The 25,571-nt window shown below is 63.3% G+C and carries 33 protein-coding genes; 15 read left to right on the forward strand and 18 right to left on the reverse strand.

The genetic code is table 11. The features are described 5' to 3' along the window. Positions 1–122 precede the first annotated feature (122 nt). From NEK97_RS15585 to NEK97_RS15625, 9 genes are all read right to left on the reverse strand, one after another. Entirely contained in the window at positions 123–1,220 is a 1,098-nt protein-coding gene (locus NEK97_RS15585) for a substrate-binding domain-containing protein (protein ID WP_257370716.1), read from the reverse strand. Between the two features lie 83 nt (positions 1,221–1,303). Then, positions 1,304–1,654: a hypothetical protein gene (locus NEK97_RS15590; protein ID WP_257370717.1), complete on the reverse strand. Its 351-nt coding sequence runs from the start codon at positions 1,652–1,654 to the stop codon at positions 1,304–1,306. Continuing rightward, on the reverse strand, positions 1,651–2,223 hold the full coding sequence (locus NEK97_RS15595) for an Asp23/Gls24 family envelope stress response protein (RefSeq protein WP_257370718.1): 573 nt from the start codon (positions 2,221–2,223) through the stop codon (positions 1,651–1,653). The genes NEK97_RS15590 and NEK97_RS15595 overlap by 4 nt, the downstream gene beginning before the upstream one ends. Beyond that, complete coding sequence (locus tag NEK97_RS15600; protein WP_257370719.1) at positions 2,220–2,804, reverse strand: RNA polymerase sigma factor; 585 nt, start codon at positions 2,802–2,804, stop codon at positions 2,220–2,222. Before NEK97_RS15600 ends, NEK97_RS15595 begins: the two co-directional genes overlap by 4 nt. A gap of 46 nt (positions 2,805–2,850) precedes the next feature. After that, the gene (locus NEK97_RS15605; RefSeq protein WP_257370720.1) at positions 2,851–3,456 is read right to left on the reverse strand and encodes a hypothetical protein; all 606 of its coding nucleotides are present in this window, start codon (positions 3,454–3,456) and stop codon (positions 2,851–2,853) included. Beyond that, complete coding sequence (locus tag NEK97_RS15610; RefSeq protein WP_257370721.1) at positions 3,453–4,034, reverse strand: hypothetical protein; 582 nt, start codon at positions 4,032–4,034, stop codon at positions 3,453–3,455. Before NEK97_RS15610 ends, NEK97_RS15605 begins: the two co-directional genes overlap by 4 nt. Continuing rightward, positions 4,031–4,408 carry a hypothetical protein gene (locus tag NEK97_RS15615; RefSeq protein WP_257370722.1) on the reverse strand — a complete coding sequence of 126 codons (378 nt, stop codon included), beginning with the start codon at positions 4,406–4,408 and terminating at the stop codon, positions 4,031–4,033. The genes NEK97_RS15610 and NEK97_RS15615 overlap by 4 nt, the downstream gene beginning before the upstream one ends. Further along, positions 4,405–4,596 (reverse strand): DUF2273 domain-containing protein, encoded by a 192-nt coding sequence (locus tag NEK97_RS15620; protein WP_257370723.1) that lies wholly within the window; start codon positions 4,594–4,596, stop codon positions 4,405–4,407. Before NEK97_RS15620 ends, NEK97_RS15615 begins: the two co-directional genes overlap by 4 nt. Continuing rightward, positions 4,593–5,069 carry an Asp23/Gls24 family envelope stress response protein gene (locus NEK97_RS15625; protein ID WP_257370724.1) on the reverse strand — a complete coding sequence of 159 codons (477 nt, stop codon included), beginning with the start codon at positions 5,067–5,069 and terminating at the stop codon, positions 4,593–4,595. Before NEK97_RS15625 ends, NEK97_RS15620 begins: the two co-directional genes overlap by 4 nt. Before the next feature lie 199 nt (positions 5,070–5,268). On the opposite strand from NEK97_RS15625, the gene NEK97_RS15630 reads away from it, so the two are divergent. The 3 genes from NEK97_RS15630 (at position 5,269) to NEK97_RS15640 (ending at position 6,831) form a co-directional block, all read left to right on the forward strand. Next, positions 5,269–5,589 (forward strand): hypothetical protein, encoded by a 321-nt coding sequence (locus NEK97_RS15630; protein ID WP_235521172.1) that lies wholly within the window; start codon positions 5,269–5,271, stop codon positions 5,587–5,589. Positions 5,590–5,689: 100 nt separating this feature from the next. After that, on the forward strand, positions 5,690–5,893 hold the full coding sequence (locus NEK97_RS15635; RefSeq protein ID WP_257370725.1) for a hypothetical protein: 204 nt from the start codon (positions 5,690–5,692) through the stop codon (positions 5,891–5,893). 134 nt (positions 5,894–6,027) lie between these two features. Then, positions 6,028–6,831: a DUF1206 domain-containing protein gene (locus tag NEK97_RS15640; protein WP_257370726.1), complete on the forward strand. Its 804-nt coding sequence runs from the start codon at positions 6,028–6,030 to the stop codon at positions 6,829–6,831. Positions 6,832–6,941: 110 nt separating this feature from the next. Here the strand turns inward: NEK97_RS15640 and NEK97_RS15645 are convergent, their stop codons facing one another. Continuing rightward, positions 6,942–7,202 carry a hypothetical protein gene (locus NEK97_RS15645; RefSeq protein WP_257370727.1) on the reverse strand — a complete coding sequence of 87 codons (261 nt, stop codon included), beginning with the start codon at positions 7,200–7,202 and terminating at the stop codon, positions 6,942–6,944. Next, on the reverse strand, positions 7,195–7,464 hold the full coding sequence (locus NEK97_RS15650) for a GlsB/YeaQ/YmgE family stress response membrane protein (RefSeq protein ID WP_235521163.1): 270 nt from the start codon (positions 7,462–7,464) through the stop codon (positions 7,195–7,197). The genes NEK97_RS15645 and NEK97_RS15650 overlap by 8 nt, the downstream gene beginning before the upstream one ends. Before the next feature lie 594 nt (positions 7,465–8,058). Between NEK97_RS15650 and NEK97_RS15655 the strand changes: the two genes are divergently transcribed. Further along, on the forward strand, positions 8,059–8,481 hold the full coding sequence (locus NEK97_RS15655; protein WP_257370728.1) for a hypothetical protein: 423 nt from the start codon (positions 8,059–8,061) through the stop codon (positions 8,479–8,481). Here the strand turns inward: NEK97_RS15655 and NEK97_RS15660 are convergent. After that, on the reverse strand, positions 8,478–9,182 hold the full coding sequence (locus tag NEK97_RS15660) for an alpha/beta fold hydrolase (protein WP_257370729.1): 705 nt from the start codon (positions 9,180–9,182) through the stop codon (positions 8,478–8,480). The two genes, NEK97_RS15655 and NEK97_RS15660, sit on opposite strands and share 4 nt — an antisense overlap. Before the next feature lie 191 nt (positions 9,183–9,373). On the opposite strand from NEK97_RS15660, the gene NEK97_RS15665 reads away from it, so the two are divergent. From NEK97_RS15665 to NEK97_RS15690, 6 genes are read left to right on the forward strand one after another with little or no spacing between them, the layout of a single operon-like run. Then, the gene (locus NEK97_RS15665) at positions 9,374–10,897 is read left to right on the forward strand and encodes a fumarylacetoacetate hydrolase family protein (RefSeq protein ID WP_374111540.1); all 1,524 of its coding nucleotides are present in this window, start codon (positions 9,374–9,376) and stop codon (positions 10,895–10,897) included. Continuing rightward, the gene (locus tag NEK97_RS15670) at positions 10,890–11,549 is read left to right on the forward strand and encodes a GntR family transcriptional regulator (protein ID WP_257370731.1); all 660 of its coding nucleotides are present in this window, start codon (positions 10,890–10,892) and stop codon (positions 11,547–11,549) included. Before NEK97_RS15665 ends, NEK97_RS15670 begins: the two co-directional genes overlap by 8 nt. Before the next feature lie 11 nt (positions 11,550–11,560). Next, the gene (gene hpaE, locus NEK97_RS15675) at positions 11,561–13,072 is read left to right on the forward strand and encodes a 5-carboxymethyl-2-hydroxymuconate semialdehyde dehydrogenase (protein WP_257370732.1); all 1,512 of its coding nucleotides are present in this window, start codon (positions 11,561–11,563) and stop codon (positions 13,070–13,072) included. A gap of 37 nt (positions 13,073–13,109) precedes the next feature. Beyond that, complete coding sequence (gene hpaD, locus NEK97_RS15680; protein WP_257370733.1) at positions 13,110–14,207, forward strand: 3,4-dihydroxyphenylacetate 2,3-dioxygenase; 1,098 nt, start codon at positions 13,110–13,112, stop codon at positions 14,205–14,207. Between the two features lie 3 nt (positions 14,208–14,210). Further along, on the forward strand, positions 14,211–14,996 hold the full coding sequence (hpaH, locus tag NEK97_RS15685) for a 2-oxo-hept-4-ene-1,7-dioate hydratase (RefSeq protein WP_257370735.1): 786 nt from the start codon (positions 14,211–14,213) through the stop codon (positions 14,994–14,996). Further along, a complete protein-coding gene (locus NEK97_RS15690; protein WP_235521148.1) occupies positions 14,981–15,784 on the forward strand; it encodes an HpcH/HpaI aldolase/citrate lyase family protein in 804 nt (267 codons plus the stop codon). The genes hpaH and NEK97_RS15690 overlap by 16 nt, the downstream gene beginning before the upstream one ends. 5 nt (positions 15,785–15,789) lie before the next feature. On the opposite strand, the gene NEK97_RS15695 is transcribed toward NEK97_RS15690, so the two are convergent. The 5 genes from NEK97_RS15695 to purB all read right to left on the reverse strand — a co-directional run bounded on the left by NEK97_RS15695 (position 15,790) and on the right by purB (position 19,740). Continuing rightward, entirely contained in the window at positions 15,790–16,146 is a 357-nt protein-coding gene (locus NEK97_RS15695) for a nuclear transport factor 2 family protein (RefSeq protein WP_235521146.1), read from the reverse strand. Between the two features lie 69 nt (positions 16,147–16,215). Then, the gene (locus NEK97_RS15700; protein WP_159706417.1) at positions 16,216–16,650 is read right to left on the reverse strand and encodes an acyl-CoA thioesterase; all 435 of its coding nucleotides are present in this window, start codon (positions 16,648–16,650) and stop codon (positions 16,216–16,218) included. Between the two features lie 61 nt (positions 16,651–16,711). After that, positions 16,712–17,215: a GNAT family N-acetyltransferase gene (locus NEK97_RS15705; protein ID WP_211710764.1), complete on the reverse strand. Its 504-nt coding sequence runs from the start codon at positions 17,213–17,215 to the stop codon at positions 16,712–16,714. A gap of 181 nt (positions 17,216–17,396) precedes the next feature. After that, positions 17,397–18,059: a histidine phosphatase family protein gene (locus NEK97_RS15710; RefSeq protein ID WP_257370737.1), complete on the reverse strand. Its 663-nt coding sequence runs from the start codon at positions 18,057–18,059 to the stop codon at positions 17,397–17,399. Between the two features lie 274 nt (positions 18,060–18,333). After that, the gene (gene purB / locus NEK97_RS15715; RefSeq protein ID WP_257370738.1) at positions 18,334–19,740 is read right to left on the reverse strand and encodes an adenylosuccinate lyase; all 1,407 of its coding nucleotides are present in this window, start codon (positions 19,738–19,740) and stop codon (positions 18,334–18,336) included. Positions 19,741–19,908: 168 nt separating this feature from the next. Here purB and NEK97_RS15720 point away from each other — a divergent pair, with 168 nt between their 5' ends. Together NEK97_RS15720 and NEK97_RS15725 are read left to right on the forward strand one after the other, a co-directional pair. Then, positions 19,909–20,220 (forward strand): hypothetical protein, encoded by a 312-nt coding sequence (locus tag NEK97_RS15720; RefSeq protein ID WP_257370739.1) that lies wholly within the window; start codon positions 19,909–19,911, stop codon positions 20,218–20,220. Continuing rightward, positions 20,220–21,569, forward strand: a complete 1,350-nt coding sequence (locus NEK97_RS15725) for a hypothetical protein (RefSeq protein ID WP_257370740.1) — start codon at positions 20,220–20,222, stop codon at positions 21,567–21,569. The genes NEK97_RS15720 and NEK97_RS15725 overlap by 1 nt, the downstream gene beginning before the upstream one ends. Before the next feature lie 12 nt (positions 21,570–21,581). On the opposite strand, the gene NEK97_RS15730 is transcribed toward NEK97_RS15725, so the two are convergent. Continuing rightward, positions 21,582–22,010, reverse strand: coding sequence for a phage holin family protein (locus NEK97_RS15730; protein WP_257370741.1), 429 nt, complete (start codon positions 22,008–22,010; stop codon positions 21,582–21,584). Between the two features lie 72 nt (positions 22,011–22,082). Here NEK97_RS15730 and NEK97_RS15735 point away from each other — a divergent pair, with 72 nt between their 5' ends. From NEK97_RS15735 to NEK97_RS15745, 3 genes are all read left to right on the forward strand, one after another. Continuing rightward, positions 22,083–23,201, forward strand: coding sequence for a histidinol-phosphate transaminase (locus tag NEK97_RS15735; protein WP_257370742.1), 1,119 nt, complete (start codon positions 22,083–22,085; stop codon positions 23,199–23,201). A gap of 151 nt (positions 23,202–23,352) precedes the next feature. Beyond that, positions 23,353–24,546, forward strand: a complete 1,194-nt coding sequence (pdhA, locus tag NEK97_RS15740) for a pyruvate dehydrogenase (acetyl-transferring) E1 component subunit alpha (RefSeq protein ID WP_257370743.1) — start codon at positions 23,353–23,355, stop codon at positions 24,544–24,546. Beyond that, on the forward strand, positions 24,546–25,526 hold the full coding sequence (locus tag NEK97_RS15745; protein ID WP_257370744.1) for an alpha-ketoacid dehydrogenase subunit beta: 981 nt from the start codon (positions 24,546–24,548) through the stop codon (positions 25,524–25,526). The genes pdhA and NEK97_RS15745 overlap by 1 nt, the downstream gene beginning before the upstream one ends. Positions 25,527–25,571 lie beyond the last annotated feature (45 nt).

Here is a 25,571-nt window from a genome sequence, read left to right on the forward strand (position 1 = left end):
GAAGTTCACGATGCGAAGTTGCGGAGTGCTCCGGGGCACTATCGAACTAACCACCATTGAATCCACAAAAGTGAACATTGACCACGAAGTGAACAGAAGTAAACAGATAGGGAGTGCCGAAGCTACCTTCGCGTCGAGTCCCGCACCACCAGCGCGGGCGAAAGGTTGACCCGCTGAAGCGCGGACGTGCCTCCACGTCCGGCTCCGATGCGGTCCAGGCACATCCGCAAGGCCTGGTGGCCGACGTCGTACTTGGGTGGTGCCACAGCAGTCAGGGGGACTGCCCCCAAAGCCGCAATCTCGTCGTCGTACGCGATAATCGCGAAGTCCTTCGGAATCCGGATTCCCTTTTCCTGGCAGACGCTGGCGAACTGGAGCGCGTCCTCGTCGGTGTGGACTATGGCCGCCGTGACCTGCGACCCGGCACACCAGGACAGGATTCCGTCCACCATGACCCGGTGCGCCTGGGGATCGTTTTGCGCGCGCGGCATGGTGCGCACCAGGGAATCGTCCCGGGCATGGCCTGCCCGTTGCAGGGCCACGTGGAAGCCACTGATGAGCTGTGGGGCGGTGGGGCTGTCCTCGCGCAGGCAGATGGCGATGCGTTGGTGGCCCAGCTCGAGGAGGTGGTTCACGGCGATTTCCGCGCCGCGGACGTGGTCGCTGCGGACCGATTCGAGGCGGCCGTGGTCCAGGGCGTCATCGATGGATCGCTCCACCACCACCACGGGAACCTCCGCTTCCGCGAGCAGCCCCAGTGTTTCCGTGCCCGCGAGCGACTGCCCTCCGGGCGTGACGAGGATCCCGTCCACGCCGTGCTCGTAAAGCCGTTTCAGCTGGCGCCGTTCCTCCGGCCCCGAGTAGTTCGAGACCCCCAGCACCAGCCGGACGCCCGCTTCCTGCGCCGCCGCTTCCGCACCCCGGATCACGCCCGGAAAGTAGTACGACGCCGACGGCACGATCATGCCGACCGTCGCCAGCGGCCGCCTGCCGCCGGGACGCCAGGTGGTGGATCCGGCGGTACCAGGGCCAGGCTTTCCGCCGCTTGAGATGGCACCCCCGTGGACCCGCTCCAGGAGGCCCCGCTCGGCGAGGACCGCCAGGTCCCGCCTGATGGTCATCCCGGAAGTGCCGATCTTGGCGGCGAATTCCCCGGCGTTGAGGGATCCGTGAAGGGCGAGTTCCTTCAGGATGAGCTGTTGGCGATCCTCGGACAGCATGCGGGACTCCGTCCATCAAGTTCACTTGTGTTCAGTTTGTTCATTATGAACCAGAAAACCTCATCGGCGGGAGCGCGAATGCCCTAACTGCCAACTTTCACAACGGAAACCTCGACGGCGGCGGAGCGGGGGAGGAGGTGCCTCCGGATCGCGTCGGCTACTTCGCGGGCTACGGCCGGGGCCGGACGGGGACTGCTGACACCAATCCGCGCTTTGACCGCCAGAGTGCCGGCCGTGTCCGTCAGGCCAATCACGGGGAGTGGCTCGCCTGTCACCGCGGACAGCGCTGAGCCGGCTATGGATTGCCACAGCGGCTGCGCGGGGTAGACCGCGCTGACACCAGGAACGGATTGGACCACGTCCAGCAGTTCCTCGGCCAGGCCGGTGGGAGGGGTGGACGCGGATGAGCCCGCGGCGTCCAAGGGCTCGGTCATGGCTGCTCCTCCAGGACATCGGTGACGGTGATGTTGATGGCTTCGATGGCGAGTTCGGTGTGGGTGGCCAAGGTCCTGGCCAGTTCCTCCCGCAACTGGCCGGCCCGCTCCTCCATGGAGTGCCCGTAGACAACCGCTATCTCCACCTCCACGGTGGTCAGCGACCCGGGGGTGGTGACGTCGCCATGCAGTCGGCATTTGCCGGCGGCCGTGCCTGGATGTGCATCAACAACGGACCGGATCAGTGCCGAGATGGATCCTTCGGTTTCCCAGAGGGTGTCATCAGGATGGTTCGACTGCAGGGGAATGCTGCGACCCGGCCGCAGTTCCAGCCGAAGGTTATCGAGAATGGACTGCATCCAGTCATCAGTGCCTGAACCGGCGTCGGCCACGTCCGAGCTGAGGAGCTCACTGCCCAAAGCAGAGAGGTTTCGCAGGGATGCGAGGCCCGCTTGGCATTCGGGGCATGAGTCCAGGTGGGCAGGGTCAGCGATCTGCCCCGTGTCCAGGTAGGCACTCAATTCCGCCAGGCTATGCCCGCATTCGAGGGTGTCGCGGGGATTGTTCATCGCCATTCCTCCATCCTGCGCGCCAGGGTAATCCGGGCCCGGGCCAGACGGCCCCGGACACTGTCGGGGCTGATGTTCAACGTCAGCGCAATCTCCTCGTAGCTCTGGTCATTGAATTCCTTGAGCACCCAGCAGCGCCGCTGTTCCTCGGGAAGGGCTGCCAGAGCGGCCTTCAGCGCCTCCACCCGTGAGCTGCTGAGGGCATTCCCCTCGGGGTCTTCGTGCCGTGGCCGCGTGTGTTGGTCCACGTGGTTCTCCGCATCATCAAGGTCCGCGTGGTTACGGCGTTTGCGCAGGTAATCGATACTCCGGCTGCCAACGATCCTCAACAGCCAGCCCTTGACCGCAGCGGGGTCGCGAAGGCTGTCCAGCTGCTTCCATGCCTGCACCAGGGTTTCCTGGACGACGTCGTCGGCGTCTGCCAACGAGCCGGTCAATCGTCGCGCAGTGGCCCGCATCAACGGACCGTGCCGGCGGGCAAGCGCTTCGAAGGCAGCAGTGTCGCCGTCGGCCGCGCGGCCCGCCAGCAGGGCGTCGGGTACGAGGTCCAGTTGATGCTGAGCTGCGGGTGAACCAGTCACGTTCCTGCCTTCCTGTCCTCGTTGGTCTGTCCGGAATCACGTTGGCTCATTTCGCGCGCTGGGCCCCGGACGTCCGGGTGCGGGCGCCGCTGGTGATTCGCACCAGTACGGGCACCGGATGGCCCAGCCACGAATCGATCTGCCTGACCAGCTGTTCGGCTGTATCCGCCAGCTCCCGCGGCGAGCTTCCGTGACGGGCTTCCATGCGGAGCCGCAATGCTGTTCCCTGCCTGGATTCCCATGCGGAGACCGATGTGGCCAGGACGTTCCGGTTCCCGCTGAGGGCATCCTGCACCGCCGCGGAAATGAGTCCGACGTCCACCACGGTCCGCCCGTCGGCTCCTTCGGATCGTTCGGCCAGGCGTGGCGTCCGCCCCCCGCCTTGGGAAGCCAGCCATGCGGCGCTGAGTCCAGCACCGAGCAGGAGGACGCCGATTCCGGCCACCAGCCACCAGCTCCGTGCCGGTCCCGGGATGGGTGCGGTGCTTGCCAGTTGCCGAACCTGGTCCGTGAGGTTCGAGCCGATGGTCGTCCACGTGTCGGCAACTCCCGGCAGGGTACCGGCCGCGATGAGTGCGGCTCCGGCGCCCAGAAGGATGATCCCCAGGATCGCCAGCAGGATGCGGTTAAGCGCCCGATTGGTTCGTCTCATTGTCCTACCGCTCCTTCGTTCGCGACCCGGACTTTGCCCGTGACCTGCCGGTCGAGCGCGTAGGCGGCCAGTTCGCCGTCGAGCGCTGTTTTGATGGACGCAAGGTCCAATGGAACGCCCGACGTCGGACGCACCTGGACGCGCACGGAGCGTCCGCCGACGGTTGTGGTCACTTGGCCCGGTGCCAGGCCCGCAGCGAGGCGCGACGTGCTGGACACTGCGGCGGCGATGACGTTGTCGTCCACGACTGTGGCGATGCGGTCGCTGGCCAGCGCGCGCCGGGCGCGGCGGCCTTTGCCTACGGCCACGCCAAGCAGCAGGAGCCCCAGGATTCCCAAGGCGACACCGGCCGCGGTCAGCCCTGCCGGCACGGTGGAGCCGGGGAGCCCGACGAGCCACTGACGGATGTGGGCCGGGCTGGCCAGCAGCGGCCGGTCATTGAGTAGCCACAGGACGCTTTCCGCAGCCAGCCAAAGGAAAACGAGGAGCAGGATACTTGCCACAATGATCGACGGGAGGGCCCGCGAGGAATGGGTTTCGCGTCGGACCAAGCGCCGAAGGGTTCGATCCTGGGTCATTCCACTCTCCTTTCCTTGGATTGCTGGGGCTTGGCTCCCATCAGCCGGACATCGACCCGGCCAAATTCCAACCCGGTCAACTCCAGCCCCCGGGCCACCAGTTCGGTGCGCACAGCGTGGGCTTGGTCGAAGACGGTGCCGCCGCCGTCCCTACGTGGTGCCAGCAGCGGGGGAAGAGCCATCTTCACCGTGAGGTTGACGCCCAGCTTTCCGGCGTCGTCCTCCAATTCAGCCCGCACTTGGTGCGGGTCCACCCGGAATGCGCGGGCGGTGATTGCTTCCACCGTCTTTTGCAGTGCCGAACGGGCGATTCGGGTGTGTCCTGCCCTGGCCGGCGTGGTCGCGGCAGGCATGGTCCCGGCTTCCCCGCTCATGTGGAGGAGCGCTTGCCCGACAAGGCATCCAGCACCCCGCGGAGGTCAAGCTTTCCTTCGGCGGAGCGGCCGAGCACCGCCCCGATCGCCATGAACAGGGCTGTCAGCAGCAGGCCCCAGAACCCGAAAGCCAACGAAACGACAGCCAGGACCGCGCCTACGGCCAGGCCGGTGATGGTGGGGCTCATGCGACCCTCGGCTCACGCCCGGCATCATCGGCGTCTGCATCTTCAGAAGGGACATGGATGTCCGTGATCGTGATGTTGACTTCCGTTACTTCCATGCCCACCAGGTCCTCGATTGCCGTATAAACGGCGTCGCGGGCGTTATCAGCCACTTCCTGGAGCGGGTGCGGGTACTCGACGACCAGGGTGACGTCGACTGCCACTTGGGTCTGGCCAACCTCAACGCTGACACCTTGCGTGAGGTCTTTCTGGCCGACCTTTTCACGGAGCGTTCCGATAGCCCTGGCTGCGCCGCCGCCGAGGGCGTGGACGCCGGGGATTTCCTGGATGGCGATACCGGCGATCTTGGCAACGACGCCGTCGGCGACGGTGGTGGCTCCGCGACCATCCTTGCCCTTATCCGGTGCCCCTGCGGGGGTGGTGGCTGCGGCGTTCTTGGCCGGCACGTCTGCGGGGGTGTGCGTCTGAACGGTCATGGCATTGACTCCTATGCGTTGGGTTTGCGTTGGGTGCGGCGCCCTCTGCGCCGTCATGAATAAGACGTGCCGGTGCGGTGATTCCTCACGCACAGTTTTGTGTGACGTGCATCACTGCTGGTTTCTTGATGGGGAATCATGTAGTTAGATTGCCATATAACTAGCCAATCAAGTTACATCTGTCCTTGGAGGAAGCGCTATGACTGTTGCATTGACGACGGGAACGACGGCCCAAGCTCTTCCCGGGCCTGCGCAGGAGGGTGCCCCCTCCCTGTCTGCGCCATCGCGGCGAACCATGTTGCTGGACGACGTCTGGGCGGCCTCGGCTCGAGTTGAGAGCCTGCAGTGGGAAATGGACGGAGCAGAGGACTCTTTATTGCAGGCCATGAGAAGTGCGGCCGCGGCGGGAGCGCAGCTCCCCGATCTTGCGATCGCGTCAGGGCTGGGCTTCGCCGACATTGAGCGCCTGCTAAACAGCGGCCCCACTCAGGCGGGTCGGGCGGAGATCGGAAATTCTTGACCCAATCTTGAGATGACCCGGCGGGGTTCTTGAGGGCCCGGTCCGATGGTTGAAACATCAGCCAACAGAGTTGATGGAACTTCCAGGAAGGACCACCGAGATGCCTGACCAGATCATCGCCCTGTCCGTCAGTGCCGGCCCGGCGCCTGTCACGTCCAGCCCGCTCGCCGGAACGGCCGAGCCTTCCCGGCACGCAGCCGAGGTCCCGGGCCAGGCCCGGGCCGTGGTGAGCGTACGCGAGCAGTTCAACCCGCTCGGCGTGGGCCTGAGGAGTATCTGGCCTCAGTCGGTGGTCGGGTTCTAAGGCCCGCAAACGAGTCGTGGCGGGCAGGCACCAAAGGTGCCTGCCCGCCGTCGTTAATGCGGTGGCCTGGACAACGATCGAATGGCACCATGGAGTGCAGGCGATAGCTAAGGAGGCTTGTCATCAAAGAGGAGATGAAGAAGGCGGCTGATGTGGCCGAGGACGCCTCAAACTCACGTGCCTTCGAAATCGTTGCCAGAACCGGCTTTGCCGTCAGTGGACTGTTGCATCTGCTCATCGGTGTCATCGCCTTGCAACTGGCGTTCGGGCGCACGGGTGAAGCTGATGTGTCCGGGGCTGTGGCATCCCTGGCTAACCAACCTGCCGGACCGTTCCTGCTCTGGGCCTGCTTCGCCGCTTGTGCAGCGTTGGCACTGTGGCAGTTGGGCAACGCTGTCCTGGGTTACCGCAGGAAGTCCGACAATAAGCCTGCCAAGCGATTCTCCGCAGCTGGCCAGGCCCTGGTATTCGCCGCGCTCGCCGCCACGATCATCTCCTTCATCATGGGCAAAGGCCGGAACAGCCGGGAATCCACCAGCGACTGGACCCTCACGCTCCTGAAAGCTCCTTTCGGGGTTTTCCTGCTGGTCGCAGTGGGCGCGGGCGTTGCCATCACGGGCATAGTTTTCGCGGTGCGTGGCTTCAAGCAAACGTTCACGCGGGACCTGTCCCTGTCTTCCAGCCAGAGTGTGCGGAAGTTCCAAACCGGTGTTGGCGTGGTGGGCTACATTGCCAAGGGAATAGCCCTTTTCCTTGTGGGGCTCTTGGTGGTCATTGCAGCTTTGCGGGCCCAGCCCGAGCAATCCACGGGGCTGGACGGCGGCCTCAAGGCCCTCAAGGAGCAGCCGTACGGGCCATACCTTCTGGCGGCTGTTGCCGTTGGCCTTATTGCGTATGGGTTGTTCATGGCGGTCAAGGCCAGGACTTTGCGGACGTAGACCCTGGCAGAGCGCGGCCCTGACGCGTCGGGGGCCTACGGAAGAACGACCGACGTAAAGAACCCGGAGGCTGCAGTGCAGTCCTCCGGGTTCTTTGCTGTATTCAGGTGTTACGGACGGCTTGAGCCCGACGCTTCGTCGTCCGGCTCGGATGAAAACGGACGATCCTTCGGGGTGTCCTCCGTGTTGCGCTCATCAAGCTCGGCGTCAGCTGAAGGGACCGTCTTCTCGGCGTAGTCACCCTCGGTGTAGTCCCCGCCGGCGTCCTCCTTCAGCGTTTCCGGTGAAGCGCCTGCGTCGCCGTAGTCGCCCTCAACATACTGGCCGTCCAGTTCCTCGCCGTTGGCGTCCCGATTCTGGTTGTTAGCCATGGTGTGCCCTGCGGTTGGTGAGGAGTCCCCAGATCAGCAGGACGATGATGGAACCGCCGATGGCCAGCAGCCAGGTGGTCAGGGAGAAGAATTCCTGCAGGCCTGTGCCGAAGATGAGGCCGCCGATCCAGCCGCCCAGGAGGGCACCTACGACGCCCAGCAGGAGGGTTACCAGCCAGCCGCCACCCTGGCGGCCGGGAAGAATAAGCTTTGCGATAGCGCCGGCCAAAAGACCAAGCAGTAGAAAACCAAAGAAACCCATTTTTGTTCCTTCTTTCTTGTTGATGGAAATTCCATGAACATTATGAAGAGGTTCAGTTCATCGGGTGCCTGTTCCAGTGTTCAGGCACCTTAATGGGGCCCTTGAAGGCCCTTTTCAATGCGGGGATTGGAACGGTTACGAAACCCCGATGAATTTGTTAACAACGGCCAATAAAGCACTCCTGCCGATTGGGTCGGTCTTGCTGCTACACCAGTAACGCTAGCCGCTCCGCGGACTAGTAGCAAGTAACCTGTCTAATTGTCGGCACGCGCCCCCCGCCACTGGGATCCAAGGATTTGCGGGCAGGCGGCTATGAACGGAGCCTTCAACACCCTTGGCTACCCCTTGGGGTTTCCCGCCGAACCGCTTCAGCTTGGCCTGGCCGAGGTTGCCTTGGTCTCCACCTGGAGCACCCTGTTGGTGGTCTATTAATAGGTCTTCTGATCCATCTTGTCCGGCCTTGGCATAACGGCTGGATGGTTGTTTCAAATTCAGCAAATGTTCACGGATCGGCACATTAGTAATGTGCGCGTGACAGCAGGTGCGCTACCCGGCTAGTGTCGAAGGACAAACACCTCGGAAGGAGTGATTGCTGTGAAAGGGAAGGCATTGTTCGCCGTTGGCGTGGCTGTCGGCTACGTGTGGGGATCCAAGTCCTGGCCGGAGGTGTACCGCCGGCTTCGCGGGGGTACCGAGAAGGTCCTGAACAACCCCGACGTCCAGCAGAACGTCCACCAAGCCACTGAGGCCGTCCAAGAGTCCGTACCGGACATCCTGGACAACCTCTATGACGCGGGAAAGAAGCTGCTCGAGAAGGCCGAAACCCTGTTCCCGGGGATCAGTGCCCCGAAGTCAGGCCAGGATTCCAACTCCAAGCCCACTGTCACGACGGTGCCCACGATCACGTCGGACGTCATCTCGGATCCCGCATTGGATGACAGCACGGGCGCTGATTGGACGGACGAGGGCGGCGCCGCGCCGGAGGGACCTGCAACTAATACGCGACCCCGCTCCTAGTTGGAACGGTCAATGGACCGCAGGATCGCCTCGCCCAACTCCTTGGGCTTGGTGAACTGCGGCCAGTGGCCTGTTGGCAGGTCGATGTAGTCCACGTCCCGGATCCTCGCGAGCTCGGCCGTGAACGGATGCCCGGCGTCCATCCACTCCTTGAGGAGCGAGGACGGGAATTCGCAGGCGATGATAGTGGCGGGGACCTCGTAGCGCAGCGCATCGTGGAGGTGTTGTTGGTCGAACGCGACACCCCTGGGCTGGGGAATCGCGCGGGCACGGAAAGACTCGCGCAGTTCGTCGGTGAGGTCAACGAGGTCTTCCTCTTCGAAGGCTTCCCACGGCGGCAGCGGAATCTCGTCGCCGTCGTCGGGCAGTTCATCATTGATGACACCGCCCTCGCCCAAGGGGCCGCTGTCCACGTAGATGGCGCGGGCTACACGGTCCGGGCGGGCATCCGCCACGCCATGAATGATTGCCCCGCCGCCTGAGTGCCCTACCAGGATGACCTTGCCTTCGAGGGAGTCCACGGTGGAGGTAACGGCGTCGATATGTGTCTGGAGGCCAATTCCGGCGCGGCTTGAATCGGCCGACTCCAGTCCTGGCAGTGTGAGCGGATGAACTGTGTGCCCTGCTGCCACCAGCGGGGGCGTTACCTCCGCCCAGGATGAGGCGTCCAACCAGAAACCGGGTACAAGGATGATGTCCATGCCGGTACCCTACGGGAGCCCACCGACAGTATGTAAGGGGCCGCCGTTCTCCCCGCGTTGCCTCCCTCGGCCTGCATCGGAAGGTATCGGGAATAGGGGTTGACGTGCCGTGGATCACGAGCCATAGTTATCGTATACGATTTCGTACCTGATAACGCTTGATGAAGCGTGCTCGCCGAAGAGGAGGCCCCGTGACGCTGGAGTTCCGGACCCAGGAAGTCGACCAGGACATGCTGGCGCGGACGCGCAAAGTCATTGCCGTCCACATCAACTACCCCAGCCGCGCAGCCCAGCGGGGACGCACTCCGCAGCAGCCCTCCTACTTCCTGAAACCCTCATCGTCCTTGGCGCTTGGCACAGCCGGCGCCCCCGGCATTGTCGAACGGCCGGCGGGTTGCGAGCTGCTCGGTTACGAGGGCGAGATCGCCCTAATCATCGGCAAGTCCGCCCGCCGGGTAGGGCTGGAGGATGCCTGGAGCCACGTCCAGTGGGTTACCGCGTCCAACGACCTCGGCGTCTACGACCTCCGTTACGCGGACAAGGGCTCCAATGTCCGGTCCAAGGGCGGCGACGGCTTCACGCCTGTCGGTCCTGCACTGATCCCGGCGGACGCTGTGGATCCCGCTGCGCTGCGGATCCGGACCTGGCACAACAACGATCTCGTCCAGGACGACACCACGGAGGACCTGCTCTTTCCGTTCGCGCAGCTCGTGGCGGACCTCTCCCAGCTGCTCACCTTGGAAGAAGGCGACATCATTCTCACCGGCACCCCGGCCGGCGCGTCGGTCGCCCAGCCGGGAGACGTCGTCGAAATTGAGGTCACCGGCGGTGATTTCAGCAGCGGACGCCTGGTTACCAAGGTGACGGAAGGTACGACGCCGTTCGCGGACTTTGGTGCCCAGCCCAAGAACGATGACACCCAGCGGGAAGAGGCGTACGGATCGCGGGAAGCTGCGGGATTGGCCCCCGCCACGGCTGATGCCGAGACCGGGAGTGCCCTGACGCCGGAGTTGAAAGCCAAGCTCGAGTCCGTCGCGACGGCCACGTTGTCTTCGCAGCTGCGCAAGCGCGGCCTCAACAACGTGAGTATCGATGGCCTGCAGGCCACCCGCCCGGACCGCAAAGTTGTGGGCCTCGCACGGACGCTGCGCTACGTTCCCAATCGGGAGGATCTCTTCAAGACCCACGGTGGCGGGTTCAATGCCCAGAAGCGCGCCATCGATTCCGTCAACGAAGGCGAAATCCTGGTCATGGAAGCCAGGGGAGAAAAGGGTACCGGCACAGTGGGGGACATCCTCGCGCTGCGGGCCCAGGTCCGCGGGGCAGCTGCGATCATCACCGACGGCGGCGTCCGCGACTACTCCGCCGTGGCCGATCTGGAGATGCCCACCTACTTCGCCAACCCGCACCCGGCCGTGCTGGGACGCAGGCATATCCCGTGGGATACGGACATCACCATCGCCTGTGGCGGGGCCACCGTGCAGCCCGGCGACATCATCGTGGCCGACTCCGACGGCATCCTGGTGATCCCGCCGTCCATCGCCGATGAACTCGTGGATGACTGCATTCAGCAGGAAAAGGAAGAGACGTTCATTTTCCAGATGGTCCAGGAAGGCAACAGCGTTGATGGGCTGTATCCGATGAACGCCGAATGGCAGGCCCGCTACCGGGAATGGTCCGCCACGCAAAGCCCGGAAGGAGCATCCGGTGACTGAAACCGCCGTCGGAAGTAAATCCCAGCAGGCCTATGACGCCGTCAAGGCCAGGATCGTTGAGGGCACCTACACTCCGGGTTACCGGCTGGTGCTGGCGAAGATCGCCGAGGACCTGGGCTTCAGCGTGGTTCCGGTGCGCGAAGCGATTCGCCGCCTGGAGGCCGAAGGGCTGGTGAAGTTCGAACGGAACGTCGGTGCGACGGTGTCCGGAATCGACCCCACCGAGTACCTGTACACGATGCAAACCCTGAGCATCGTGGAAGGTGCCGCCACGGCATTGTCGGCTCCGCTGATCGATTCGGTGGCGATTGCCCGGGCACGTGCGGTGAACGAGGAGATGCGTGAGTGCCTGGAACACTTCGATCCCGTCCGCTTCACGGCTTTGAACCAGGACTTCCACAGCATCCTGTTCGAGCACTGCCCCAATCCGCACATCCTTGACCTCGTCCATCGGGGCTGGAACCGGCTCGCATCCCTGCGATCGTCCACGTTCCGGTTCGTCCCCGGACGCGCCCAGGAATCAGTGCGGGAACATGAGGCGCTCCTCCAGCTCATCGAGGGCGGAGCGGACGCCGACACCATCGAAAAAGCAGCCCGACAACACCGCGCCGCCACCCTGGACGCTTACCTCTCCACAGCAAAGAACCAGTAAGGACTTCAACGATGACGACCTCAGTAGAAACCAGCAAGCATTACATCCCCGAGAACCTCCCCACGCACATCCAGCACTTCATCAACGGCGAATTCGTTGACTCGGTCAGCGGCAAGACCTTCGACGTCCTGGACCCCGTATCCAACGGCAACTACGCCACGGCCGCAGCTGGCCAGAAGGAAGACATCGACCTCGCCGTCGCCGCAGCCCGCGAAGCATTTGTGAACGGTCCGTGGCCGAAGATGAAGCCCCGCGAACGTGCCCGTGTGCTGAACAAGATCGCCGATGCTGTCGAGGCCCAGGAAGCCCGCCTCGCGGAGCTGGAAACGTTCGATACAGGCCTGCCGATCACCCAGGCCAAGGGCCAGGCCCTCCGCGCTGCCGAGAACTTCCGTTTCTTTGCCGACCTGATCGTTGCCCAGTTCGACGACGCCATGAAGGTCCCGGGTTCACAGATCAACTACGTGAACCGCAAACCGATCGGCGTCGCCGGCCTGATCACCCCGTGGAACACCCCGTTCATGCTCGAGTCCTGGAAGCTTGCCCCAGCACTGGCCACCGGCAACACCGTGGTCCTGAAGCCAGCCGAGTTTACGCCGCTTTCCGCCTCCCTGTGGGCGCAGATCTTCAAGGATGCCGGGCTGCCCGACGGCGTGTTCAACCTGGTCAACGGCTTGGGCGAGGAAGCCGGGGACGCGCTCGTGAAGCACCCGGACGTACCGCTGATTTCCTTCACCGGCGAGACCACCACAGGCCAGACCATCTTCCGGAACGCCGCAGCCAACCTGAAGGGTCTGTCCATGGAGCTCGGCGGCAAGTCGCCCTGCGTGGTGTTCGCCGACGCTGATCTGGACGCAGCCATTGATTCGGCCCTTTTCGGGGTGTTCTCCCTCAACGGCGAACGTTGCACCGCCGGTTCCCGCATCCTGGTTGAGCGGGCCATCTACGACGAATTCTGTGAAAAGTACGCCGCCCGCGCCAAGAACATCGTGGTGGGCGATCCCCACGATCCCAAGACCCAGGTGGGTGCGCTCGTCCACCCTGAGCACTACGAGAAGGTCGCATCGTACGTGGAGATCGGCAAGTCCGAAGGCCGCCTCTTGGCCGGCGGCGGCAGGCCCGACCACCTGCCCGAAGGCAACTACATCGCACCCACGGTGTTTGCCGACGTCGCACCTGACGCGCGGATCTTCCAGGAAGAAATTTTCGGGCCGGTCGTGGCCATCACGCCGTTCGAGAACGACGACGAAGCCCTCGCCTTGGCGAACAATACCAAGTACGGCCTGGCGGCCTACATCTGGACCCAGAACCTGACCCGTGCGCACAACTTCTCCCAGAACGTCGAAGCCGGAATGGTGTGGCTCAACAGCCACAACGTCCGTGACCTCCGCACTCCGTTCGGCGGTGTGAAAGCCTCCGGCCTGGGCCACGAGGGCGGTTACCGTTCCATCGACTTCTACACCGACCAGCAGGCCGTGCACATCACCCTCGGCCCAGTCCACACCCCCAAATTCGGCGCCTAACGCCTCCCACCAGACCTTTCAACGAAGAGAGATTCCCATGAGCAACCCCTTTACCGGCCCCATCCCCACTCCCACGGTTCCTGCTCCGGACATTGTCCGCTGCGCGTACCTGGAACTCGTGGTCACGGACCTCGCCAAGTCCCGTGCTTTCTACGTGGACCTCCTGGGCCTGCACGTCACCGAAGAAGACGAGAACACCATCTACCTGCGCTCCTTCGAGGAGTTCATCCACCACAACCTGGTCCTCCGCAAGGGCCCGGTCGCCGCAGCCGCTGCCTTCGCCTACCGCGTGAAGTCCCCGGCCGAGGTCGACGCCGCCGAGGCCTACTACCGCGAACTCGGCTGCCGGGTGGAGCGCCGCAAGGAAGGCTTCACCAAGGGTGTGGGCGACTCCGTCCGCGTGGAAGATCCCTTGGGCTTCCCGTACGAGTTCTTCTACGACGTCGAGCACGTCGAGCGCCTCACCCAGCGCTATGACCTCTACTCCGCCGGAGAACTGGTCCGGCTGGACCATTTCAACCAGGTCACCCCCGACGTTCCCCGCGGCCGGAAGTACCTGGAGGACCTCGGCTTCCGCGTCTCTGAGGACATCAAGGACTCCGACGGCGTCACGTACGCTGCGTGGATGCACCGCAAGCAGACCGTGCACGACACCGCCCTGACCGGCGGCAACGGGCCGCGCCTGCACCACATCGCGTTCTCCACCCACGAGAAGCACAACATCATCCAGATCTGCGACAAGATGGGCGCCCTGCGCATCTCCGACAGGATCGAACGCGGCCCCGGACGCCACGGTGTGTCCAACGCTTTCTACCTCTACATCCTTGACCCGGACGGGCACCGCGTGGAGATCTACACCCAGGATTACTACACCGGCGACCCGGACAACCCCACCGTCACGTGGGACGTCCACGACAACCAGCGCCGGGACTGGTGGGGCAACCCCGTCGTCCCGTCCTGGTACACCGAGGCCTCCCTGGTCCTGGACCTCGACGGCAACCCGCAGCCCATTATTGAACGCGAAGACAAGTCCGAGATGGCAGTCACCGTAGGCGCCGACGGCTTCTCCTACACCCGCCCCGAGGGTGCGTCCGGCGAGGCCGCCGAAGGCTTCAAGCTGGGAGCTCAGGTCTAAACCATGATGGACGCGAAGACGATCGAAGCCATTGCCGACGAACTCCTTGAGGCGAACCGCAACCGCAAGCCGGTGCCGCGCCTGACCGCACGCCACCCGGAGATGACGGTGGAGGATTCCTACGCCGTACAGCAGTTGTGGCGGCAACGGAACGAGGAAGCAGGCCGGACGCTGGTAGGGCGCAAGATCGGCCTCACGTCCAAAGCCATGCAGGCCGCCACGGGCATTACCGAACCCGACTACGGAGCCATTTTTGATGACATGGTCCTCGAAACCGGGTGCTCCGTGGAATGGGACCGGTACACGCATCCGCGGGTGGAAGTGGAGTTGGCCTTCGTGCTGAAGAGTGCCTTGAAGGGGCCGGGCTGCACCATCTTCGACGTCCTCAACGCCACCGACTACGTGGTTCCGGCCCTCGAAATCCTGGACTCCAGGATCGAAATGGAGGGCCGGACCATCGTGGACACCATCTCTGACAACGCCGCCATGGGTGCGATGGTGATCGGTGGGCGGCCGGTGCGTCCCGACGCCGTCGACCTCCGCTGGGTGTCGGCGATCCTCTACAAAAACCAGACCGTGGAAGAGACCGGGGTCGCTGCCGGAGTGCTCGATCACCCGGCCAACGGGGTGCACTGGTTGGCCAACAAGATCGCCGCGCACGGGGACTCGATGAAGGCCGGAGATATCATCCTGGCGGGCTCGTTTACCAGGCCGTTGTGGGTGTACAAAGGGGATACCGTTCACGCGGACTATGGACCGTTGGGAGTTGTGACATGTCACTTCAGCTGAGCCCTACCTTTTATTCGGCCCTTGCTTCCGCCGGCCGTCCACTCGCCGGCATGTGGGTGTGCTCCGGCAGTCCATTGGTAGCGGAAATCTGCGCCGGGTCCGGGCTTGATTGGGTGCTGATCGACGCCGAGCACAGCCCCAACGGCCTCGAATCGATCCTCGCCCAGCTGCATGCCGTCAGCGGATACCCCGTCCAGGCCATGGTCCGGCCGCCGGTGAACGACACCGTGGTCATCAAGCAATACCTGGACCTCGGCGTGCAGAACCTCATGGTGCCCATGGTGAACTCGGCGTTCGAGGCGTCTGCCGCCGTTGCTGCGGTGAGGTATCCGCCGCATGGGGTCCGCGGCGTGGGATCCGCCTTGGCCCGTTCCTCGCGCTGGAACCGTGTTCCCGACTACCTTGGCTCCGCGTCGAATTCCATCAGCCTCACGGTCCAGATCGAATCCGAAGCTGCGGCATCGGCTGTGGAGGAGATCCTGGCCGTCGACGGCGTCGACGGCATCTTCCTGGGGCCCTCGGATCTAGCCGCCTCCATGGGGTTGCTGGGACAGCAGGAAAACCCGTTGGTGAGGGCCGTCGTCGAGCATTGCCTTGAAGCCGCCAAAGCGGCCGGTAAGCCTGCCGGCGTGAACGCCTTCAACCCCGATACCGCCCACGCCTACCTCGACGCCGGTGCCTCCTTTGTGCTGGTCGGCGCCGACGTTGCGGTGCTGGCGAGGGCGTCCGAAGGGTTCGCTTCAACGTTCATCCCGGTTCCCGAAACGGCCGAGCGCGAGAGCTACTGACGGGACTACTTCCGGGCCATGTACCACTCGGTGAATTCGCGGGCACGGCCGTCGTCGGCGAAGCGGATGACCCAGAGGTTGTCGTACGTGGGGTCGCCGTTGAGGTACGTGGTGAGGCCCTGGACGAACGCTGTGTCTCCGTCCTGGCCCAGGAGAGTCCATTCAAACGTCCAGTCCTCCGGCTGATCGGCCGAATCGCCGGACCAGTGCTGAACGATCTCATCATGCCCGTGCCACGGTTTCTCGGTGTTTGGCCGGTCGTAGTAGACGGCGTCCTCGGTGAACATGGCCCGGATATCGTCGGGCTCATTCGAGGTCCACGCTTGCAGGTACAGATCCATCCATGCGTTTACGTCGCTCATCCCACCGTTCTACCGTCTGCGGCCGTCGGGTTCAACGGGTTCTCCCCCGCAGTGGAGGACGCCGGCCCGTCAGTCTTCGTCGAGCGTCTCCGTCAGGTGGTGGGTTGGGATGCGGTCCCGGTCGTATGTGATTTCGGTGTAACCGTGCGGCTGGGGACGGCCATCGGCGCCAAGGTTCACGAAGACAATTTCCTCGATGGTCAAGATGGCCTGACGGGTGATCATGTTGCGGACTTCCGCGCGCATGGTCAGCGAGGTACGGCCGAAACGCTTCGCCGTCAGGCCCATCTCGATGAGGTCACCCTGGACCGCGGAGCTCACAAAGTTGATCTCCGAAATGTACTTCGTGACCGCCCGGCCGTTGCCCAGCTGGAGGATGGCATAGATCGCTGCCTCTTCATCGATCCACTTCAGCAGGCTGCCACCGAAGAGTGTGCCGTTGGCGTTGAGGTCCTCGGGCCGCACCCATTTGCGGGTGCGAAAGGTGATGTCTGCTTTTTCCATATCCCGAGATTATCGAACTGCCGCCGACTCCGCTTGATGTTGCTTAGCTACGCGGCTCCGCTCACGCCATCGCCGTGTGCGAGGCACTGTGCGAATCAAGCCGCTTGGAGTAGCAGTAGGACTCGTCGACGCCCACATACGGACCAAAATTGGGCACGGCCGCGAACCCGGCGCTTTCGTAGAAGCTCCGGCCATCCGATTGGGCCGACCCCGCCTCCGCCGCGATCACGGTGAATCCGTGGGAGTGGGCCTGGGCTTCGAGCGCCGCCAGGATGGAGCTTGCCACTCCCGAACCACGGGCATAAGGGACCACGTACAACCTCTTGATTTCGGCCGTGTTCTCGTCCAGCATCCTGAGCCCACCGCAGCCCAAGGGCTGGCCTGAGCATTTCTCATAAGCCACCACGAACACCGCAGTGTCCGCTTCCGACGGCGGTGGTCCTGGCTCATGGTCGGTGCTACCGAAACGGGAGTCCAATTCGGCTTGCTGTGCGGCCCGGAGGTCGGCGCCCACGGGGTTGGCCCACGTGACCTGCCGGATGTTGAGCCGTGGGTTGGTCTGCATTTCTGCCTCAATTCGCCGGGTTCGTCGGAGGTGTCTATGCGTCTCAAGCCTAAGGAGCGGTGGTTACCACGGTGTTTCCTGCGCGTAAGCGTCGGGAGAAATGCTGGCTGCCGCGTTGCGGGGCCCGGTCTGCACCTTTCGGAGTGGTTTTAGGGTGAAGAGCAGGCCTCGCAGTGTCAGATCAGGGTTGAAGAGCTTCGCCCGTGGGGTCCTCGGCGGTTTGGTCTGAAAGGGCCATACCGCCCACCGGCATCTGGTCCCAGTGAAGGACTTTCCAGCCGTTCTCCGGGTCGCCTTCAAGCGCGACGATTCCCGTGTTTGGGAGCTGGTGCGTTTCGGCGAACACGGTGTCGATGTCCGTTGCCCGTCGTCCCGCCCAGCAGCGGATCGCGGCACCGTGGCTGACGATCACAGCTGTCGAATGCCCTGCGGCGGCAACTTTTTCAACCGAAGCATCGAAGCGGGCGAAGAAGTCATGGCCGTTGAAAGCTCCCGGCATGCGCACGTCCAGGTCGCCGTCCGTCCAGGCAAAGACTGTGCCCATGTAGCGCATGTGCGATTCGTGGTCGCTCTTCTTCTCGAGGGCGCCGGCTTCGATTTCGTGGACGCCCTCCAGGATCTCCGGTTCCAAGCCTGTAGCCTTCGCCAAGGGTGCCACGGTCCGCTGGGTCCGCAGCAGGGTGGAGGTGTAAAGGGCCTCAATGCCTTCGCCCGCCAACGCAGCCGGCAACGCAGCCGCCTGTCGCTCCCCAAGTTCGGTCAGGCCAGGTCCAGGAAAAGCCGTGTCCAACTGGCCAGCAACATTTCCGGGGGTCTGTCCGTGCCTGATCAACAGGAGCTTCATGGCCGCTCCGCTCCTCTACGTCTAGCTGTTCGGGTGTGGACTGGCTGCGCTCCTGCCCGGTTGCTTCAAGCCAATCAGCTGCATGAGCCCGGCCAAAGCCCGACACGCCGTGTCTCGAACCCTTGGACGGGATGCTGAGGAAAACAACTGGGAAGGAGCGCTCTTCCGCCTGCCCACTGATACGCCCACGACGCGTTAAACGCCGACGGCGGGCCGAGGCACCCAGCCCCGGCCCGCCGTCGTCGTGCGTTCCGCTTTACCGCAAGTGATCCACTTACTGCAGGTGGTCCACGAGTTTGTCGGCGATGCCTGTGTACTTACCCGGGGTCAGTGCCAGCAGGCGTGCTTCGGCGTCGGCTGAGAGGCCCAGGCCTTGCACGAATTCCTGCATGCGGGCACCGTCCACGCGCTGGCCGCGGGTGAGGTCCTTGAGGCGTTCATACGGGTTTTCCATGCCTTCAACACCGGCAATGGCCTCTGCACGCATGACCATCTGGATGGCTTCGCCGAGCACTTCCCAGTTGGTGTCGAGGTCGCCTGCGAGGACTTCCTCGGCCACGTCGAGTGCCTTGAGGCCCTTGGCCACGTTGGAGATCGCAAGCAGCGAGTGCCCGAAGGCCACCCCGATGTTGCGCTGGGAGGAGGAATCCGTGAGGTCGCGCTGCCAGCGGGAAGTAACCAGCGTTGCTGCCAGGGTGTCCAAAAGGCCGTTGGAGATCTCAAGGTTGGCTTCGGCGTTCTCGAAGCGGATCGGGTTGACCTTGTGCGGCATGGTCGAGGAACCTGTGGCGCCCGCAACCGGGATCTGGCGGAAGTAGCCGATGGAGATGTAGCTCCAGATGTCCGTGCAGACGTTGTGCAGGATGCGGTTGAACCGTGCAATGTCTGCGTAGAGCTCAGCCTGCCAGTCGTGGCTTTCGATCTGGGTGGTCAGCGGGTTCCAAGTGAGCCCGAGGCCTTCCACGAACGACTTGGCGACGCCTTCCCAGTCCGCACCCGGGACGGAGGCGACGTGGGCGGCGTAGGTGCCGGTAGCGCCGTTGATCTTGCCCAGGTATTCGGTCTTGGCGATACGTGCCAGCTGGCGGTTCAGGCGGTGCGCAATGACGGCCAGTTCCTTGCCGAGCGTGGTGGGCGTAGCTGGCTGGCCGTGGGTGCGCGACAGCATGGGAACCGAGCGGTTCGCTTCCGCCATGGCCTCGATCTGCTGGACGAGGGCTGTGGCATTGGGCAGCCACACGTTCTCCACCGCACCCTTGATGCCTACGGCGTAGGAGAGGTTGTTGACGTCCTCGGACGTGCAGCCGAAGTGCACCATGGCCGTCAGGTGCTCAATGCCGATGGCGGGCAGGCGGCGGGCGATGTAGTACTCGACAGCCTTGACGTCGTGGACAGTGACGGCCTCGATTTCGGCAAGCTCGTTGACCGAGGCGGCGTCGAATTCGCTAACGATGGCGCGCAGCTTGGCGTTCTGTTCGTCCGACAGGGGACCGGCGCCCGGCAATACCGACTGGCTGGTCAGGTGGATCAGCCACTCGACTTCGACGTGAACGCGATCGCGGTTCAGGGCCGCCTCGGACAGGTAGTCGACGAGGGGCGCGACGGCGGCACGGTAGCGGCCGTCAAGGGGGCCAAGGGCGAGGGGTTCGGAAGCGAGGGACACGCGAGGGGATTCAGCCATGATGCCTATTCTTTCATGCCCGGCACGGAGGCCGGGAGTTGGTGACGGGGCTATGTGGACAGCCCTTCGGGTTATCCACATACACGACGGCGGCGCTTCCGCCAGGTGGTGCCGCTCCGTAGCGTCGTACCAACCGATCAGCCCAACCAATCAAGGGAGAACAAGGACATGAGCGTCGGCTTGATGCCTGCAGCCAACCCGCCGGTTTTCGATTCCCTGGAATGCGCGTCCCGTAGCCATGAAGTCCAGAGGCTCGCATGGCGAATCAAGGCTTGCGTTGACCAAGCAGATGCTGTCCTGGCAACACTGCGACGCGCGCAGCTGGACCACTGGCTGTCCCCGGCCGGACGCGCCTACCGGACCACTATTGCGGTGCACGCGTCTGCGCTCATGCGCGCCCGGGAGTCGTTGGATTCCGCGGCGGCCCTGGTTCTCCGGCACTCGCGGAACGTGTCCGTCTCGGGCGAGAGGGGTCCTTGATGTCCGACGCAGCTCCGGTGGGTGCCGATGAAGCTCCGAGGCCCGTGCCGCCTGCTCCCGACGGACCCCTCGCCATCAGGGGCGGTGTAGGTGGGGTGTCGTTCCAACTGGAGGAACTGCTGAGGGGCGCCAGCCAGCTTGATGATTTGGTACAACAACTTCTTCGGATCGAGGAGGAGACGCGTCGTGTCCAGGATGATTTGGAGCCCTTCCTCTACGACTCCTATGGTTCCGGCTGCGAGGCCATCAATGCGGTGGCCGATAGCCGAAAGGACGTGGGGCGAGTGCGCCAGGAACTGGTGGACGTCAGTTCCGATGTGCGGGCGAGCCACCGGGACTATGTCGAGGCGGAAGCCAAGGCCGCGCTTCCGCGGATCCTCAGCATTGAGGAGATGCGTTTGTCCAGCCCGCCCTGGCCCCCGGGCCGGGAAATGACGAGCGATCTCGCATCAGCCATTGTGCCGTTTTGGCTTGGAACGCGTGGGGCTGTGCGGAATGTCCTTGAGTCGCCGGTCGGTCCTGACATGCGCCCGAGGCCTGTGAGCGTGGAAAGAACCACCGAAACTGTGGAGAACGTGGAGCCGACCATGGGGGCGAGCCTCCGCCGGCTGGAGCAGCTCCATGCCCGGGGAGACGGCGAGATCGAGATCATCCGCCTTGGGAACAATGGCCAGACAACATGGATGGTCCTGATTCCCGGCACCCAACCCGATTCCGCGGCCACCAACCCTTTCGATATGCAGGGAATCGGGGAAGGGCTGGGTTACGACTCTGAAGCGATCATCCCGGCCGTAAGCCAAGCACTCCACGAAGCTGGTGCCGGGACTGGAGACCAGGTCGTCGCCGTGGGGCATAGCCAAGGAGGGATCCATGCCATGAACCTCGGCCAGAACAAGGCGTTCCTCAGTGAATTCGACCTCAAGTACGTGCTGACGGCCGGAGCACCCGTTGGGGGGATCACAACTGAACCTGGAATCAGTTCTCTGCATTTGGAACATGCCCAGGACTGGGTTCCCGGCACTGACGGCCGGATGAATCCGGACACGAAGGACAGGGTCACGGTAACGCTCAACAACGAGGTAAGGACGCCCGAGGGGGAAGGGCTAGGACTCGGGCCAGGGCACAACCAGGAGTACTACGCGGAAGGTGCGGATTTGGTGGGTGCAAGCCATGACGCATCCCTGATGGCCTCCACCGCGGTATTCGCTGGCGTCGTAGGGGCCGGCGGGGCAGCGAAGGTCACCCGTTACAAACTGACAAGGGCGCCCCTGCCGTTACCGTCATCGGACATAAACCCGGACGCGCCACCAACGCTCAGGGAGGCGAAAACGGCGGCCGGAGCACGGTAATCCGGCCTGTATTTAGCGTTTCCGGGCTCCAGGGATGAGTCCGGCCACCATGGAAATGATGCTGATGATGATTGAGGCCAGAATGGCGGTCCAGAAGAAGGAGTCAAGGGTGAGGTGTACTGGGGTAAAGCTGCTAAGCCAAGCCGTCAGGTACAGCATCGCGGCATTGATGACGATGGTGAACAGGCCAAGTGTCAGGATGGTCACCGGAAGGGACAGCAGCCTCACCAGGGGCCGGACAAAGGCGTTCACCACACCGAAAATCAGTCCGATGAACAAATACGCCAGGACGATGCCTGCTGTGTCTGCCCCTTGGGTCAGTCCCGCGTTCGTGGCAGCCTTCTCGGTGGCGTTGGTGGTGATGTCCATGCCATCCAACAACCACGTGGCTACCCAGAGGGCGAGCCCGTTGATCAGGACGCGAATAATGAATGAACCCATGGCCCCATGCTTTCACACGGACCTGTTAAAGGGCTCGGCATCTCCCACGGTTGGGCAAGTAGGCTTGAGGCCATGACTACTACTGACAACGCACCGGAGGGCGTAATCCCTCGTCCGGTCGTAGACAGGCTCCCTAAATACGCGGCAGGTAAACCACCAGCCCCGATTGAGGGCCTCACCAGCTACAAATTGTCGTCCAACGAAAACCCGCTGCCGCCGATTCCTGCAGTGTTGCAGGCCATTGCCGACCAGTCCGATATCAACCGCTACCCGGATCCGCTGGCCACAAAGCTCCGTAACGCCCTGGCCGGATTCCTTGACGTCCCCGCTGACGATGTTGTCACGGGTGCGGGCAGCCTTGGCGCGCTGAACCAGATCCTCGCCACCTTTGCCGGACAAAACGACGACGGGAAGCCGGATGAAGTCATCTACGCGTGGCGTTCCTTTGAGGCCTACCCCATTTGCGTAGGTCTCGCCGGCGCCGCCAGTGTCCAGATACCGTTGCTGGCAGATGGTCGGCACGATCTCGACACCATGGCTTCTGCGGTTACAGTGCGCACAAAAGTCATCCTGCTTTGCACTCCGAACAACCCCACTGGGCCGATCCTCACCGCAGAGGAAACGGAGCGCTTCATCCAATCCGTTCCTTCAAACGTGGTGGTGGTGATCGATGAGGCCTACCAGGAGTTCGTCCGCGACGGTGATGCGGTGGACGGAATCAAGCTGTACCGGAAATACCCGAACGTCGTAGTGCTGAGGACCTTCTCCAAAGCGCACGGTTTAGCTGGATTGCGTGTGGGATACAGCGTTTCAGGTCCGTCGCTGACCCAGCACCTCAGGGTTACCGCGACTCCCTTCGCTGTTTCGCAAATTGCGGAGCGCGCAGCCGTGACGTCGATCGAGCATTTCGACCAGGTTGTGGAAAGGGTACAAAGCCTTGTGGAGGAGCGCGACCGCGTTTCTGCCGGGCTGAAGGAATTGGGCTGGTTCGTCCCTGAAGCCCAAGGCAACTTCGTTTGGTTGAATCTCGGCGAAAATAGTGCTGATTTTGCGGCGTTGGCGGCGGAACAGGCGCTGTCGGTCCGAGCCTTCGCCAATGAAGGAGTCCGGGTAAGCATTGGCGAGGTTGAGGCCAATACCCGATTCCTGAATCTCTGTGCGAGTTATACAAAGGCGCCGCACGGTTCCTAGCGGTTAACAAATGCGCCTCCGTTACTTACTGCGGATAAAGTAAGGGACGAAAGCCAAAAGTATGCCCGTTCCGGAATGCATTCCGGAACGGGCATATATCCCAGCGACAGACATTGCCTGGCGCCCCGCCAACGGCAAGCAAGGAGACGGAATGGGCTCGACACAACTGCCCCCCGGGACGGAAGAAACTCTCGCGGCAACCACCGCGGCAGCGGCCGCGCCAGGCGAACCAGTCGAAATGGTTCAGTTGCTCGGGCCCGACGGAAAGCTCGGCACTGATCCGGTTTTCTCCGACTACGCCAAGCGAATTGATCCTGAGAAACTTCGCGTTTTCTACACGGACATGGCCAGAATCCGGCGTTTCGACCAGGAAGCTACCGCACTTCAGCGCCAGGGCGAACTTGCCCTGTGGGTTCCACTGACGGGGCAGGAAGCCGCGCAGATTGGGTCCGGCCACGCAAGCCAGTCGCAGGATTACATCTTCCCGACCTACCGCGAGCACGGCGTTGCGCTGGTCCGAAACGTGGATCTTGCCGAACTGCTTAAGCAATTCCGGGGTGTTTCGAACGGTGGCTGGGATCCGCGAGAGAACAACTTCCACCTCTACACCCTGGTCTTGGCCGCGCAAACCCTCCATGCAGTGGGGTACGCCATGGGTATCCAGCGGGACCAGAAGCTTGCAGCTACGCAGGACTCCACCGATTCCAAGGCTGCCGTGATTGCCTACTTTGGAGACGGTGCCAGTTCCGAGGGCGATGTCCACGAGTCCATGGTCTTTGCTGCGTCCTACAACGCTCCCGTGGTCTTCTTCTGTCAGAACAACCACTGGGCCATCTCCGTGCCCACTGAGGTCCAGACCAAGGTGCCCCTGGCCAACCGCGCCAAGGGATACGGCTTCCCTGGCATCCGTGTGGACGGCAACGACGTCATCGCAGTCCATGCCGTCACCGAATGGGCGCTCGAGCACGCCCGCGAAGGACGCGGCCCCGTGCTGATCGAGGCCTACACCTACCGGGTGGGAGCGCACACCACCGCCGACGACCCCACCAAGTACCGGGAATCCGCGGAAGAAGCGGCCTGGCGCGAGAAGGATCCGCTGGAGCGCCTGGAGAAGTACCTGCGTGCCGAGGGCCTCGCGGACGAAGCATTCTTTGACCAAGTGGACGCCGACGGCGACGAGCTGGCCAAGTACGTCCGCAGCACCACCCAGGGCCTGGAAGTACCGGACATCCGTGAAGCCTTTGCCAACGTCTATGCGGAGCAGCACCCGCTGATTGCGGAAGAACTTGCCTGGTTCGAGGAATACTCGGCAGGCTTCGAAAGCGATGAGGAGACAGCTAACTGATGGCTACCATGACCATTGCGAAGGCCATCAACGAGGGCCTCCGTGCGTCGCTGACGAAGAATCCGAAATCGCTTCTGATGGGCGAGGACATCGGGCACTTGGGCGGCGTCTACCGAGTGACCGACGGTCTCATCAAGGAATTCGGCGATGATCGTGTCCTGGATACCCCCCTGGCCGAGTCCGGCATCGTCGGCACCGCCATCGGCTTGGCGCTCCGGGGCTACTCCCCGGTCTGCGAGATCCAGTTTGACGGGTTCGTTTATCCGGCCTTCAACCAGATCACCACCCAGCTGGCCAAGATCCATTCCCGCAGCTTGGGCAAGCTCACCGTTCCCGTCGTTATCCGCATTCCGTACGGCGGCGGCATCGGCTCGATTGAACACCACTCCGAGTCTCCGGAGGCACTGTTCGCCCACACCGCCGGTCTGCGGATCATTTCGCCGTCCAATGCCCACGACGCTTTCTGGATGATCCAGAAAGCCATCGAATGCCAGGACCCGGTGATCTTCTTTGAACCCAAGCGCCGCTACTGGCTCAAGGGCGAGGTGGACGTGGAGAACGCCGGCCTGTCCGAGGATCCCTTCAAGGCGCACGTAGTTCGCGAGGGAACCGACGCCACGATCGTGGCCTACGGACCTTTGGTCCCCGTTGCCCTCGCAGCTGCCAACGCTGCCTTGGAGGACGGTCGAAGCGTGGAAGTTATCGATCTGCGTTCCATTTCGCCCCTGGACTTTGACACTGTGGAAGCTTCGGTCAAGAAGACCGGGCGCCTGATTGTTGCCCACGAAGCGCCCACCTTTGGAGGCATCGGCGGGGAGATCGCTGCGCGGATCGGCGAACGGGCCTTCCTGCACCTCGAAGCCCCGGTGATCCGGGTCGGCGGATTCCACATGCCGTATCCCGTTGCCAAGGTGGAAGAGGATTACTTGCCGGACATCGACAAGATCCTCGAAGCGCTCGACCGCTCCCTGGCTTACTAAACCGCCCTGATCCAGCCCGGCTCGCCGCTGGGTAACCGGAAATCG

Source organism: Paenarthrobacter sp. UW852 (assembly GCF_024608385.1).
Lineage (GTDB): Bacteria > Actinomycetota > Actinomycetes > Actinomycetales > Micrococcaceae > Arthrobacter.